This window comes from Arthrobacter sp. NPDC058192, from assembly GCF_042883665.1.
Taxonomy (GTDB): domain Bacteria; phylum Actinomycetota; class Actinomycetes; order Actinomycetales; family Micrococcaceae; genus Arthrobacter.
The window spans coordinates 31113-44924 of record NZ_JBHVVJ010000005.1; the positions used below are offsets into that span (position 1 = coordinate 31113).

At 64.2% G+C, this 13812-nt stretch carries 11 protein-coding genes; 10 read left to right on the forward strand and 1 reads right to left on the reverse strand.

The window, feature by feature from the left end; genetic code table 11:
- Window positions 1–19: 19 nt before the first annotated feature.
- The 7 genes from ACFVVK_RS06620 to ACFVVK_RS06650 all read left to right on the forward strand — a co-directional run bounded on the left by ACFVVK_RS06620 (window position 20) and on the right by ACFVVK_RS06650 (window position 8927).
- Window positions 20–1519: a catalase gene (locus ACFVVK_RS06620; RefSeq protein WP_390265116.1), complete on the forward strand. Its 1500-nt coding sequence runs from the start codon at window positions 20–22 to the stop codon at window positions 1517–1519.
- A gap of 235 nt (window positions 1520–1754) precedes the next feature.
- Window positions 1755–2561, forward strand: a complete 807-nt coding sequence (locus ACFVVK_RS06625; protein WP_390265119.1) for an IclR family transcriptional regulator — start codon at window positions 1755–1757, stop codon at window positions 2559–2561.
- A 602-nt stretch (window positions 2562–3163) separates the two neighbouring features.
- A complete protein-coding gene (locus tag ACFVVK_RS06630) occupies window positions 3164–5062 on the forward strand; it encodes a BCCT family transporter (RefSeq protein WP_390265122.1) in 1899 nt (632 codons plus the stop codon).
- A gap of 383 nt (window positions 5063–5445) precedes the next feature.
- Entirely contained in the window at window positions 5446–6957 is a 1512-nt protein-coding gene (locus ACFVVK_RS06635) for an MFS transporter (RefSeq protein WP_390265126.1), read from the forward strand.
- Window positions 6958–7114: 157 nt separating this feature from the next.
- Entirely contained in the window at window positions 7115–7741 is a 627-nt protein-coding gene (locus ACFVVK_RS06640; protein ID WP_390265129.1) for a cyclodeaminase/cyclohydrolase family protein, read from the forward strand.
- Window positions 7738–8616 (forward strand): bifunctional 5,10-methylenetetrahydrofolate dehydrogenase/5,10-methenyltetrahydrofolate cyclohydrolase, encoded by an 879-nt coding sequence (locus ACFVVK_RS06645; protein ID WP_390265131.1) that lies wholly within the window; start codon window positions 7738–7740, stop codon window positions 8614–8616. Before ACFVVK_RS06640 ends, ACFVVK_RS06645 begins: the two co-directional genes overlap by 4 nt.
- Window positions 8613–8927 (forward strand): hypothetical protein, encoded by a 315-nt coding sequence (locus ACFVVK_RS06650; protein ID WP_390265134.1) that lies wholly within the window; start codon window positions 8613–8615, stop codon window positions 8925–8927. The genes ACFVVK_RS06645 and ACFVVK_RS06650 overlap by 4 nt, the downstream gene beginning before the upstream one ends.
- Window positions 8928–8949: 22 nt before the next feature.
- Here the strand turns inward: ACFVVK_RS06650 and ACFVVK_RS06655 are convergent, their stop codons facing one another.
- Entirely contained in the window at window positions 8950–9882 is a 933-nt protein-coding gene (locus ACFVVK_RS06655) for a LysR family transcriptional regulator (protein ID WP_390265137.1), read from the reverse strand.
- 172 nt (window positions 9883–10054) lie between these two features.
- On the opposite strand from ACFVVK_RS06655, the gene ACFVVK_RS06660 reads away from it, so the two are divergent.
- The 3 genes from ACFVVK_RS06660 to purU all read left to right on the forward strand — a co-directional run bounded on the left by ACFVVK_RS06660 (window position 10055) and on the right by purU (window position 13793).
- A complete protein-coding gene (locus ACFVVK_RS06660; protein WP_390265140.1) occupies window positions 10055–11359 on the forward strand; it encodes an SRPBCC family protein in 1305 nt (434 codons plus the stop codon).
- A complete protein-coding gene (locus ACFVVK_RS06665; protein WP_390265143.1) occupies window positions 11356–12771 on the forward strand; it encodes a ferredoxin reductase in 1416 nt (471 codons plus the stop codon). Before ACFVVK_RS06660 ends, ACFVVK_RS06665 begins: the two co-directional genes overlap by 4 nt.
- 92 nt (window positions 12772–12863) lie before the next feature.
- Entirely contained in the window at window positions 12864–13793 is a 930-nt protein-coding gene (purU, locus tag ACFVVK_RS06670) for a formyltetrahydrofolate deformylase (RefSeq protein ID WP_390265146.1), read from the forward strand.
- Window positions 13794–13812: the final 19 nt, after the last annotated feature.

Below are 13812 nucleotides of genomic sequence, written 5' to 3' on the forward strand. Positions count from 1 at the left end.
CCCAACCAAAAGGAGAAAGATGACTGAGAGCATCTCTGCGCCCGCCGTGTCCACCACACAGTCCGGCGCACCCGTCACTTCCGACGCCCACTCGAAGTCCGTCGGCGCCGACGGAGCCATCATCCTGACCGACCACTACCTGGTCGAGAAGCTTGCCCAGTTCAACCGCGAGCGGGTTCCGGAGCGTGTGGTGCATGCCAAGGGCGGCGGCGCTTTCGGCACCTTCAAGACCTCCGAGGACGTCTCGAAGTACACCAAGGCCGCGTTCCTGCAGCCGGGCGTCGAGACGGACATGCTCATCCGTTTCTCCTCCGTCGCCGGCGAGAACGGCTCACCCGACACGTGGCGCGACCCGCGCGGCTTCGCGGTGAAGTTCTACACCACCGAGGGCAACTACGACCTCGTGGGCAACAACACCCCCGTCTTCTTCATCCGCGACGGCATCAAGTTCCCGGACTTCATCCACTCGCAGAAGCGCCTCCCGGGCACGCACCTGCGCGACGCCGACATGCAGTGGGACTTCTGGACCCTCTCCCCCGAGTCCGCCCACCAGGTCACGTGGCTCATGGGCGACCGCGGCCTGCCCGCGTCCTGGCGCGAAATGCAGGGTTACGGCTCGCACACCTACCAGTGGATCAACGCCGAGGGCGAGCGCTTCTGGGTCAAGTACCACTTCAAGTCCAACCAGGGCGTCAACTCCATCACGAGTGACGAGGCCGAGGCCCTGGCCGGCTCGGACGCGGACTTCTACATCCGCGACCTGCAGGAAAACATCGCCGCCGGCAACTTCCCGTCCTGGGACCTGCACGTCCAGGTCATGCCGTACGAGGACGCCAAGACCTACCGTTTCAACCCGTTCGACCTGACCAAGGTCTGGCCGCACGCGGACTACCCGCTGGTCAAGGTCGGCACCATGGAGCTGAACAAGAACCCGGAGAACTACTTCGCGCAGATCGAGCAGGCCACCTTCGCGCCGTCGAACTTCGTGCCCGGGATCGCCGCATCGCCGGACAAGATGCTGCAGGCGCGCATCTTCTCCTACGCCGACGCGCACCGCTACCGCGTGGGCACCAACCACGCCCAGATCCCGGTAAACCAGCCGAAGAACCAGGTGAACAACTACAGCCAGGACGGCCAGGGCCGGTACCACTTCAACGCCCCCTCTGTTCCGGTGTACGCCCCGAACTCCGTCGGCGGCCCCGCCGCCGTGGAGCCGCAGAACCCGGCCGGCGGCTGGGAGAACGACGGCGCACTCACGCACTCCGCGCACTCGCTGCACGCCGAGGACAGCGACTTCGGCCAGGCCGGCACCCTCTACCGCGAGGTCTACAACGAGGGCGAGAAAGCGCGCCTGCTGGAGACCGTCACTGGCGCCGTCAGCGGTGTGAAGAGCCCGGGCATCAAGGAACGCGCCATCCAGTACTGGACCAACGTCGACGCCGAGTTCGGCGCCAAGCTCCGCGCCAACCTGGGCGCCGGGCAGACCGAGTCCGATGCTGAGGCAGCGACCAAGTACTAACGGCGCAACCGCCTTAGCCGGCAACAAGATCGGCTCATCGCTTCAACCGATGACAGGAACCCCGCCGCGGCACAGCCCGCGGCGGGGTTCCTTTGCGTCTGAGCCGTTCCATGGGCTGCGGCGGCGGAAATGACGAGTGGGCGCCGCTCTGCGTCTAGGATCAGTCGTGTGAGGCAGGCGGGATAAGGCAGGGCCGGCCTCCTGCGGTGACGGCGACGAAACGGGAGCACGGCTGATGGCGGCAAGAGACGAAGCAGGCGTTGACAGGGATCCGGACGCGCAGGGCGGGGGCGTGCAGTCCGTGGACCGTGCCCTGCAGATCATGGAGATCCTCGCCCGGGACGGACACGCGGGCGTGAGTGAGATCGCCGAGGAAATGGGCGTGCACAAGTCCACGGTCTCGCGGCTGCTCGGATCCCTGGCGTCGCGGGAGATCGTGCGGCAAAACAGCGACCGCGGAAAGTACCAGCTGGGCTTCGGCATCCTGCGCCTGGCCAGCTCCATCCCGGGCCGGCTGAGCCTGGTCCACGAGGCACGCCCGGCCCTGGAGCGCCTCGCGGACGACTACAAGGAAACCGTCAACCTCGCCGTGCTGCGGTCCAACTACGCCGTGAACGTGGACCAGGCCATGGGCCCGTCAACCCTGGCCACCTACGACTGGGTCGGCAGCCTCACGCCGCTGCACGCCACCTCCAGCGGCAAGGTGCTGCTGGCGGCCCTGCCGGCCGAGGAACGCGCCGAGATCCTCCAGAAGGTCGGCCTTCCGGCCCGCACCCCGCGGACCATCACGGACCGCGACGCCCTGGAAACCCAGCTCCTCGCCGTGTCCCGCGACGGCTACGCCGTGGTCCACGAGGAATTCGAGCTCGGACTGACCGCCATCGCCGTGCCCGTTTACAACCACCTGGGAACGGTCATCGGGGCCGTCAGCATCTCCGGCCCGGCCTTCCGCTTCGACCCCGAAAACACCCCCGGCCTCATCCAGGGCCTGCGCGAGGCCGGCCTGGGCATCAGCGCCAAAATGGGCTACACGCACCGGTGACCCCGGACCGGTAGCGCGGGACCAGCGGCACCCCGGGTGCCGTTAGCGGAGCATTGGCCGGCGTTTCAGGAGTGCCGCCTTTCCACGCCGTAGGTCGCGATCGTTCTTCTATCTCAGGGGTGTGCCCACAAGTCAGTGGCGGCATCCTCGGGTGGCTGGCATAGTTCGCCGGGCTCCCGGGCACCGAAAAGCGGCCGACGAGGCCTGCCCACGATCGCTACGGCCTGCATATTTCGCTTCCCCCTCGATTGCTTCTTGCGCAACGGCCATCACACTATGCAACAGCGTGCGGCATGCCCCGTCCGCTGTCAAGAGGTGACGCCCCCGGAAAAAACTCTTGACAACCTCTGTGAGCTACAGCACTCTGTTGCTTAGCGCGAAACGTGTTGCTTAGTACGGAACGATCGGCCGCAACGCCTCGCGGCTGCCAATCCGCCCCATCAACGTCACCGGTAGAACTGCGGGCCCGCCTATGCAGGGTCAAGATGTCGACGGCGACATCGTGACCACCGAAACCGAGGACGAGCCCGACCTGCCGCCGGGCCTAACGACCCACGGCCACATCCCAGCAGTCCCAAACCTTCAGCTAAAGGAAACCCTTTATGACGATCAATAGTGATGTCACTATCGATGAAAGCAGCGAAGACGGTCAGAATTCGGGGGTGGAACCGGCGTGGCAACGCGAACCCGAAGCACCCCAGGACGACTTGCAAATCCTTCATGCCCTCCGTGAGACGGAATCAGAGCACGAACAGGCTCGGCGAAGAAGCTTGCTGTTCCGCACGGGAGGCATCGACAAGGTAGTCTTCGGGGTCGCCGGACTCCTCACGCTGGCCTTTGTCATTTGGGGATTTGCCGGCAGGGAGAACCTGGCCGCCACGTCCCAGGTGGTCCTTGACTGGGTCATGGAAAACACCGGCTGGCTGTTCGTTGCCCTCTCGTCCCTGTTCGTGGTTTACGTGCTGTGGCTGGCGATCAGCCGTTTCGGGAACATTCCGCTTGGGAAGGACGGGGAAAAGCCCGAGTACTCAATGGTCTCGTGGATTTCGATGATGTTCGCAGCAGGCATGGGTATCGGCCTGATGTTCTACGGCGTGGCCGAGCCGCTCTACCACTACATCTCGCCGCCACCGGGCACCGTCGACGGCCAGACGCCCGCAGCCGTCCAGACGGCCATGGCTACCTCCATCTTCCACTGGACCCTGCACCCGTGGGCCATGTACGCGGTGGTCGGCGCTGCCATGGCCTATGGAACTTACCGCCTGGGCCGCAAGCAACTCATTTCCACGGTCTTCACATCTATTTTTGGCATCCGCAGGGTGGAAGGTCCCATCGGCAAGCTCATCAATATGCTGGCCATCTTCGCCACGCTCTTCGGAACGGCGGCATCGCTCGGCCTGGGAGCCTTGCAGATCGGTAGCGGCATGGCATCAAACGGCTGGATCGACGGCCAGCTTGCCACACCGGTGCTCGTGGTGATTGTTGCCGTGCTCACTGCCTGCTTCGTGGCCTCCGCTGTCTCCGGCATCAGCCGCGGTATCCAATGGCTGTCCAACATCAACATGGTCCTGGCAGCAGTCCTTGCCCTCATCGTTTTCGTGGCCGGACCCACGCTCTTCATCCTGAACCTGATCCCGGCAGCCGTGGGCGACTACGCCAGGGACCTGGCCGAGATGGCCTCCCGCACCGAGGCCGTCGGCGACGACGCCCTTCGCACGTGGATGTCCAGCTGGACCATCTTTTACTGGGCCTGGTGGGTCTCCTGGACCCCCTTCGTGGGTCTGTTCATCGCCCGCATCAGCCGCGGCCGCACCATCCGCCAGTTTGTCACCGGTGTACTGCTGATGCCCAGCGTGGTCAGCGTGATCTGGTTCGGGATCTTCGGCGGCGCCGCCATCCACATCCAATCCACCGCCGACGCCACACCCGACACCGGCGATGGCCTGGCCAAGATCGTCGACGGAAGTCCCTCCATTTCCTTCGACGGCGCGCTGTTCGATCTGCTGCACCACCTCCCCCTGCCCAATGCCATCGCCGCCGCGGTCTCCATCCTGGCGATGGTCCTGGTCGCCATCTTCTTCGTCACGGGCGCCGACGCGGCATCCATCGTGATGGGGTCGCTCAGTTCCAACGGTGCTGAGGAACCACGCCGGGGAGTCGTTATTTTCTGGGGTGCCCTGACCGGCGCCGTCGCCGCAGTGATGCTCCTCGCCGGCGGCGACCAGCCAGCGGAGGCTCTTGCTGGGCTGCAGCGGATCACAATCGTGTCAGCACTGCCCTTCGTGGTTGTGATGTTCCTGATGTGCTTTGCCCTCACCAAGGATCTGCGCAGGGACCCGCTGTCACTGCGCAGGCGTCTGGTCACGTCCGTCGTCGAACGCTCCATTCGCAGCGGGGTGGAACAGCACGGCGGCGTCCAATTCGACCTGGTGACCAAACACGAATGTGACGAACGGTGTGCCAAAGGCGAGCTTGGTCTGAATGGAGACAAGGCGCATTGAGTACAACGCGGCCAGGTTCCGATGCCACCCGGAACCTGGCCGCGCCAATGCACTCGACGGGCACGGTGTTCCCACCCAAACGGGTAGGCGGGACCGGTCTCTCCACCGGCGCAGCGTGCGACGAGTCATGTTCTTGACAATGACTGTGAGCTGGAGCACTCTGTTGCATAAACCGAACCCCGTTGATTACTGCGGAACACGAAAGGACTCCCACGCTCCGCAGCTCCTGACGAAAAGGTGCTTCACGTACACGCCCTACCCGCTGGTGAGTCCACTCCCCGGGGGCGGCGTTAGGTGCACGCACGGGCCTAGTTTCTACCCGCAGGGTTAGCCGCAGCTCGCCGTGCCGGAAACCCCGCCAACATTCAGTAAGGAACCCCTTTATGTCAATCAATGGTGACGTCACTACCGATCAGAGCAGCACAGACAGACAGTACTCCCGCCGGCTCACGGCATCCGACATTAACGTCGTGGACCAGCGGATGCTGAAGAAAGCCCTCGGTGGCACGATCGTCGGCAACACGATGGAGTGGTACGACGTCGGCGTGTTCGGCTATCTGATCACCACCATGGGGCCTGTATTCCTCCCGGAAGCTGACAGAACCGTCCAGACCTTGTTCCTGCTCGGCACCTTCGCGGCAACCTTCGTCGCCCGCCCCATTGGCGGCGTCGTGTTCGGCCGGCTTGGCGACAAGATTGGCCGACAGAAAGTGCTCGCGGCGACCCTCATGCTGATGGCAGCCAGCACCTTCGCCGTCGGCCTCCTGCCCGGCTACGCACAAATAGGCGCCGGGGCGGCCGTGCTGCTGGTGCTGCTCAAGCTCGTGCAGGGCTTCTCCACGGGCGGTGAGTACGCCGGTGCCACCACATTCGTGTGCGAGTACGCCCCTGACAAGCGGCGCGGCTTCTTCGCCAGCTTCCTGGATATGGGCTCCTACGTCGGGTTCGCCCTGGGTGCTGCCCTGGTGTCCGTCCTGCAGGTCACCCTCGGCCAGGCCGCCATGGAGGAATGGGGCTGGAGGCTGCCGTTTCTGATCGCCGGACCGCTGGGCCTGGTCGCCATATACTTCCGGAACAAGATCGAGGAATCCCCCCAGTTCCAGGCCACCCTGGACGCGCAGGAGTCGGCCGCCGTCAAGGCAGCCGCAGGTGACGAGGCTGGAAGCAGGGGCCCGATGGGCATCATCACCACTTACTGGCGGCCAATCGTGCTGGCCATGATCCTGGCCGCCGCCGCCAACACCGTTGGCTATGTCCTGACGTCCTACATGCCGACATACCTCACCGAATCCAAGGGCTACGATCCAGTGCACGGCACGCTTCTGACCCTTCCGGTACTCGTGGTGATGGCGCTGTGCATCCCACTCACGGGAAAGCTCTCGGACCGCATCGGTCGCCGTCCGGTGCTGTGGATCGGCGCCGGCAGCACCATTTTGTTCGCGGTCCCCGCATTTGTCCTGATTGGGATCGGCGACATCTGGTCGACTTTGGCGGGCCTGTCCCTGGTGGCCTTTCCCGTGACGTTCTACGTGGCCAACCTCGCCTCGGCACTGCCGGCGCTGTTCCCGACTTCAAGCCGCTATAGCAGCATGGGCATTGCCTACAACTTTTCGGTGGCGATTTTCGGCGGAACAACCCCCTTCATCATCCAGGGCCTGATCGACGTCACCGGCGATGACATGGCCCCGGCCTATTACCTCATGGCAACCTCGATCATCGGTGCGACCGCCATCTATTTCCTCCGCGAATCCGCCCGCCTCCCACTACCAGGCTCCATGCCGAGCGTGGAAACCGTGGCCGAGGCCCAGGAGCTAATTGCTTCCCAGGACGACAATGCCTTCATCCATCTGGGGGACATGCCGTTCGAGAAGGTCTGTACCACTTCAGTGCGGTGATTCCGGGGCCAGGAACCGGGCTGGGGGACATAGCGCAGGATATCCAGCTCGCTCGTCAACCCAGGCCAGCACCATCTTCTTCTGCCAATGGCAGGGACCACACGGCCCCTGTGGCCCGCAGCCCTTTTTTCAGTCTCAACCAGCCAGGAATGGACAAATGATCGGTTCAGAAACAATTAATGACTACCTCGGCAGGCTTGCCTCGCGGAAGCCCACCCCCGGTGGCGGCGCGGCCGCGGCGCTCCACGCGGCGCAGGGCGCGGCCTTGGTGGCAATGGTGGCACGATTCAGCACCGGCGGAAAATTCGAGCAGCACGCCGAGACAACATCGAGGATCATTTCAACCGCCGACGGTCTCATCGGTGAGACGCTGGGTCTGGCCGACGCCGATGAAACCGCCTTCAAGGCGGTGATCGCCTCTTACAAGCTGCCAGCCGAGACCGATTCTGACCGTGCAACGCGTGCAGCCGCCATCAACAGCGCGCTAGCCCAGGCTGCACAACCGCCCGCCCGGCTGATCGAGCTGTCAGGCGAGGTCGTGGATCTCGCAGCCGAGCTGCTGGATATTGCGAACCCGAATGTCATTAGCGACATTGCCGCAGCCGCCGACGCGGCCAGGGCAGCGGCGACCACAGCCCGCGTCAACATCGACATCAACGTTGTCGCCATCAAAGATGCCCCGACGCGTGCTGCACTGGCTGAACAAACTGACGGCCTCGAAGAAAAAGTCGTGCTGGCGGCGGACTCACTCTCACGCCAGGTACGCGAAAGGATCCTCCGATGACGGCATCCCTGCTCTCCGGCAAGCCTCTCGCCAAACTGATCCAGCAGCAGGCCCAGACTGAGGCCAAGGCTCTGGCCGAAGAGGGCTCCTGCCCGACCCTCGCCGTCGTGGTTGCGACGGAGGACAGCTCCACGCACTGGTACGTGCGGTCCATAGAACGCGCCGCGGGGAACGCCGGCATCAACTGCCAGATTATCGACGTCGGCCACGACGCGACCGAACAGGCGCTCATTGCCGTGCTGGAGGACCTCAGTTCGCAGCCCTCCGTCCATGGAATCATCCTGCAGACCCCCTTACCCCCCGGGGTCAGAAGCCAGGAACTGGTCAAGTGCATCTCCCCGGCCAAGGACATCGACGGCGCGAACCCCCTGAGCCTGGGACTTCTCGCCGTCGGGGAACGCGCCTTCGCTCCGGCCACGGCACGCGCCGTCGTGGAACTGCTGGACCACTTTGATATTCCCGTAGCCGGCCGCAATGTCGTGGTGGTGGGCCGTTCCACCGTAGTCGGCAAACCGCTGTCCCTGCTGCTTCTGCAAAGAGACGCCACCACAACGGTCTGCCACTCGAAGTCCGGCCCCCTCGGAAGATATACCAGGGCTGCAGACGTCGTGGTGGTTGCGGCGGGCCGCACCGGGCTGCTCACCGGGACGGACGTTTCGGACCATTCAGTGGTCATCGATGTGGGAACGAATGTGCTTTCCGACGGCTCGCTCGTCGGCGACGTCGACGAAGCCAGCGTCCTCACGGTCGCTGCCGCGCTGACGCCGGTTCCGGGTGGCGTGGGTTCGGTTACCACGGCACTGCTTCTTCTCCACACCGCCGAAGCGGCCCGGGAACAGTCGCGCGCTGCCCGGACGCCGGTACTCACACGATGACGGAGACAATAACGTCCCCCGTTGCGCCTGGCGCCACTACGGACATCACCAGCACCAAGGTTGTGACAGATTGGACAGCGCTCATTCCGGGCGATTTCGTCACTGTGTTGGAATCCTACACAGTCCCCCACAGGGGCTGGATTGATGACCTGACTGACGATGGCCGCATCATCTGGCTGCTTCTGGCGTTCGGGCGTGGCCGACGCATGTTCTTCCGGGAGAACGGCGACACCATCACGGTCGAGGTGCCACAACCCAAGCACGCCGCGGCCGCCCGTCGAAAAGTAACAGGAACATCCCATGCTCGCTGAGTACGCCGCACGCCGCCAGCGCTCAAAGGTCCGCTCCGAGCCGGTTGGTGAGGATCCGGTTGGCGTTGACCTGCAGGATGCCCAGTGACTCCTGGATCAGGGGTGAGGCGATGCTGCCCCTGCGCACCGCGGCGACAATGCGGCGTGTGGGTTTCGCCTTGCCGGTGATGCGTAGCCGGACCACGTCTTCGGCGCCATGCAAAGGCGCCAGCCGGGGCAGCAGGCCGACGCCCAGCCCCGCACCCACGAACGCGATGTGGGTTTCCCATTCAACGGCTTCATGGGCAATCCGCGGTGTCACTCCGACTGCCGTGAACGCCGCGGTGAAGAGGGAATGGTAGGTGGAACCGGCGGCCGCCGTGATCCAGGGTTCCGATGCCAGCTCTTCAAGCGTCGCTGTTTCCCGTGATGCCAGCGGATGGTCACCGGGAATGATCACGTCCAGTGGATCGTCGAGCAGGACTCTCTGCTCGAAACGCGGATCGTCCTCACCATAAGTGTCGGACTGCATGGCGACGATAACTGCAAGGTCGATTCGTTCGGCAATCAACAGGTCGAAGCAGCGGGCGGGATCAGCCTCAAGAACCTGCACCTCCAGCAGAGGGTGTGTCGAGCGCAGGGTGGCGGCCAGCGGCGCGAGCAACTGGGCGGCTGCAGAGGAGAATCCGCCGAGGCCAAAGTGGGACTGCACCTGGTCGCCGGCCTCCATGGCCGCGGCGCGCAGGCTCTCCCATTGGGCAATGAGGGGATCCGAGCCCGCCACGAGAAAGCGTCCCGTGGCGGTAAGCCGCAGGCCCCGGCCGTCTTTCGTCAGCAGCTGCATTCCGAGCACGCGCTGGAGCTCCCGCAATTGCGCGGAGACGGCAGAGGGAGAGTAGCCCGTGAGCTCCGCGGTGGCGCCGATGGTGCCGCACCGGGCGAATACGCGGAGTGTGATGAGCCTCGCGTCGATCATGCATCTATTGTGCATGGTTATCTTCAAAAGTTTGCGCTTTTATTGCAGTTAATGTGTCCCTAATCTCATCAGTACAAGCTCTTCGATCACGTCGTTAGCAGGCATGCATCAGCACCCATGCACCCGTGGTCCCACGCAACACCCACTACCCAGGCCTCCCGGGAGGAAACCCATGACTGCTTCAGTGAACGTGCCCCTAAATTCACGCGGAAAACTCGCTGCATCGTTGCCTGCGGAGCAGCTGGCAGAAATTTCCGCGTTGTTTGAGTTCCGGCGCACCGGCTACTCCCTCGACGCCCCCTTCTACACAGATCCCTCGATCTTCAACATCGACATGGAAGCCATTTTCGGCCAGCACTGGATCTTTGCCGCCAGCACCGCCGAACTTCCGGAGCCGGGCGACTACGTCACCGTCGACTACGGGCCCTATTCCCTGATTGTGCTGCGCAACGACGACGGCGGCGTGAACGTCCTGCACAACGTATGCCGCCACCGCGGCGCCCGCGTTCTCACCGAAACCGCCGGGTCAACGGGGAACCTGGTTTGCGGCTACCACTCCTGGACCTACTCCCCAGAGGGCAACCTGATCCATGCCTCGGCACCGGGGGAAACGAAGTTCGACAAGAGCTGCTTCGGCCTCAAGCGCGCCCACGGCCGAGAAGTCGCCGGACTTATCTTCGTCTGCATTGCGGATCAACCGCCGGCGGACTTCGACGAAACCGCAAAGATCTTTGAGCCCTACCTCGCGCCCCACGATCTCTCGAAGACAAAAATCGCCTACCAGCAGAACATCATCGAAGAGGGCAACTGGAAGCTCGTCATGGAGAACAACCGTGAGTGCTACCACTGCGACGGCCACCCTGAGCTCGCCTGCTCCCTCTTTCCCACCTGGGGCCTGACGGAGGGCTTGATCCCGCCCCATCTTGAGGAAGTGTGGAACCGGAACAAGGAGGCCCAGTCCTCGCTCGAGGAGCGGTGCCGCCGCTATGGCCTTCCCTACGAGGTGGTCGAGCAGCTTGACACGCGCATCGCGGGAATTCGCATCTCTCGGGAATCGCTCGACGGAGACGGTGAATCGTTCTCGCCCGACGGGCACAGGCTCTCCAAGAAGCTGCTCGGTGACTTGCCCGACTTTCGCCTTGGCCGCTGCTCGATGCACCTGCAGCCCAACAGCTGGTTCCACTTCCTCGGCGACCACGTCATCACGTTCGGCGTCTTCCCCATCAACGAACACCAGAGCCTCGTACGCACCACCTGGCTAGTGGCTGACGACGCCGTGGAAGGCGTCGACTACGACCTGGAGAAACTCACCTACACCTGGAAGCAGACGAACCTGCAGGACAAGGCGTTTGTGGAGCTGTGCCAGCAGGGCGCCGGCAGTCCCGCCTACGAGCCCGGTCCCTACATGAAGAGCGAATACCAGGTCGAGGCATTCATCAACTGGTACGTGCAGCGCGTGCAGGAGCACTTGGCATGATTGAACTCCTCACCGAAACGGCCACCCAAGAACCACAGCGGATTCGCGGTCTTGAAATGCCGTGGAACAGGGTGATGGGCAGCAACGAGGGACCCGCCCGGGCGGCCCGCGCTCTGGGGCCCTGGCATCCGCAGGAGTTCACGGCCGAATGCGTCGAGACCGTTCCCGAGGCCGGCGGCATGATGACCTTCGTGTTCCGCCGCTGCGACGGTGCGCCCCTGGCGTTCCGTGCGGGCCAGTACGTGAACGTCGCATTTCCCGTCAATGGCGAGGACCAGGAACCGGTGGACCGCAGCTACTCGCTGTCCAGTTCACCCACCGAGCCGTGGACCTTCAGTATTACCGTCAAGTGCGACTCCACGGGACTGGTCTCGCCATGGGTGCACGCGAACGTCAAACCCGGCACCGTTCTTGAGATGCTGGGACCGGTGGGAGCATTCCACCTGCCCGACGCCGACCGCCGCGCCCGGTATCTCTTGCTTGCCGCCGGCGCAGGCATCACTCCCATCATGTCCATGGTGCGGACCATCCGCTCCCTGCCCGGACACGCCGATGTTGTGGTGCTCTACCACGGCTCGGATGCTGGAGGCTTTGCCTTCCACCGGGAACTGGCCTATATCGCCTCCGTGGACTCACGCATCAAGGTCTCCTACTCCCTGGGCGACCGCAGTGTACCGGAGGGGTGGGAAGGACTCAGCGGAAGGCTGACGGCGGCCATGCTCGAGGAGGTGGCCCCGGACGCCAATGGCCGCCAGGTGTACGCATGTGGTCCTGAGGGTTACCTGAACACCGCCACCGAGCTCCTCAAGAAGGTCGGTGTGGACGACACTTCCATCTACATGGAGTTCTTCTCCGGAGACCGCCAGACCCTCCTTGAGTACCAGGCGGAGGTGGCCCTCGCGGCCGACTTCGCGGAAGAGATCGCCGAGGAGATCGCAGAATCCGCCGAGGACTACTTTGAAAGCCAGCCCGCTGCATTCGGCCTCTACGAGCCTGGTTACGACGCCGACGGAACCCTGCAGGCCTCGGGGCTGCCGCTGGAAATCGTCGACCCGGAGGCGCCCGGCTCCGATGCCTCCGCCGAGAGCGCGGGCGGGGAGCCGGAAGCCGGTTCACCTGATGCCTCGAGCTTCGACACCGTGGGTACAGGCACCCTCACCATGTCCTTCATGCGTACCGGCATCAATGTGCGGATCGACCCCAGCGAGCGCATCCTCGAGGTGGCCCAGCGTGCTGGCGTCAAGATTGGCGCGAACTGCAAGGAAGGCATGTGCGGCTCCTGTAAGGTCGTCAAGCTTTCAGGAGAGATCGAGATGAACCATCAGGGCGGGATCCGGGCGCGGGAAATCTCTGCAGGCAAGTTCCTGCCCTGCTGCTCCATCGCGCAGTCGGATCTGGTGATCGACGCCTGACCCCTGTTCCGGCGCACTGTCAAGGCGTAGCCGAAGCCCTGAACCTTTCGCCCGCTGATACCCAAATCCCCGCAAAGAACCAGGAGTAGACCATGACCACAGTCCTCGAGGGCCGCCCCACCGGTAACGCGACGGCGGAAGCCGGCGCGGTCCCCAGCGTCCGCAGTACCGGCACCGCACACTACGTCCTCACCCTTGCGTGCCCGGAGCGCCCCGGAATCGTCCGGGCCATCACCGCATTCCTCGCTGATCGAGGCTTCGACATCGTTGAACACCAGCAGTTCGATGACCACATGAGCGGCAAGCTCTACCTGCGCACGGCCTTCACTCCGGGAGACAAGGAAGTTTCCGCGGAAGGCCTCAGCGCGGAGTTCGCCGCCGTTGCCGATGAATTCGACATGGAGTTCGCCATCCACGACGGCCGCCCGCAGCGGGTGCTGGTCATGGTGTCGAAGTTCGGCCACTGCCTGAATGACCTCATCTTCCGCTGGCGGGCCGGCAGCCTGGGCGCGGAGATCGCCGTCGTGGTTTCCAACCACGAGGACCTGCGGCCCATGGCCGAGGCGGCCGGGCTGCCCTTCATCCACGTTCCGGTGACGGCCGCCACTAAGCCGGAAGCCGAGGCCCGCCTGCTGGAGCTGGTGGCCGAGTACGAGGCCGACCTCGTGGTGCTCGCACGCTACATGCAGGTGCTGTCCAACGACCTGTGCGGCCAACTACGCGGACGGGCGATCAACATCCACCACTCGTTCCTCCCCGGCTTCAAGGGCGCCAAGCCGTACCACCAGGCTTACGACCGCGGCGTAAAGCTCGTCGGCGCCACGGCCCACTACGTCACCGCGGACCTCGACGAGGGTCCCATCATCGAGCAGGAAGTCTTCCGGGTGGACCACGCCCTCGATCCGGACGCGCTGGTGACGGTGGGCCGGGACGCGGAGACCCAGGCGCTCTCCCGCGCGGTGAGGTGGCACTGCCAGCACCGCGTCCTGCTCAACAAAACCCGCACCGTCGTATTCCGCTAATTTTCCGCTAACGCGAACC

Bases quoted from the DNA above. Each gene is read 5' to 3' on its own strand.
- ACFVVK_RS06620 (WP_390265116.1), top strand. From the start codon at position 20: ATGACTGAGAGCATCTCTGCGCCCGCCGTGTCCACCACACAGTCCGGC.
- ACFVVK_RS06625 (WP_390265119.1), top strand. From the start codon at position 1,755: ATGGCGGCAAGAGACGAAGCAGGCGTTGACAGGGATCCGGACGCGCAG.
- ACFVVK_RS06630 (WP_390265122.1), top strand. From the start codon at position 3,164: ATGACGATCAATAGTGATGTCACTATCGATGAAAGCAGCGAAGACGGT.
- ACFVVK_RS06635 (WP_390265126.1), top strand. From the start codon at position 5,446: ATGTCAATCAATGGTGACGTCACTACCGATCAGAGCAGCACAGACAGA.
- ACFVVK_RS06640 (WP_390265129.1), top strand. From the start codon at position 7,115: ATGATCGGTTCAGAAACAATTAATGACTACCTCGGCAGGCTTGCCTCG.
- ACFVVK_RS06645 (WP_390265131.1), top strand. From the start codon at position 7,738: ATGACGGCATCCCTGCTCTCCGGCAAGCCTCTCGCCAAACTGATCCAG.
- ACFVVK_RS06650 (WP_390265134.1), top strand. From the start codon at position 8,613: ATGACGGAGACAATAACGTCCCCCGTTGCGCCTGGCGCCACTACGGAC.
- ACFVVK_RS06655 (WP_390265137.1), bottom strand. From the start codon at position 9,882: ATGATCGACGCGAGGCTCATCACACTCCGCGTATTCGCCCGGTGCGGC.
- ACFVVK_RS06660 (WP_390265140.1), top strand. From the start codon at position 10,055: ATGACTGCTTCAGTGAACGTGCCCCTAAATTCACGCGGAAAACTCGCT.
- ACFVVK_RS06665 (WP_390265143.1), top strand. From the start codon at position 11,356: ATGATTGAACTCCTCACCGAAACGGCCACCCAAGAACCACAGCGGATT.
- purU (WP_390265146.1), top strand. From the start codon at position 12,864: ATGACCACAGTCCTCGAGGGCCGCCCCACCGGTAACGCGACGGCGGAA.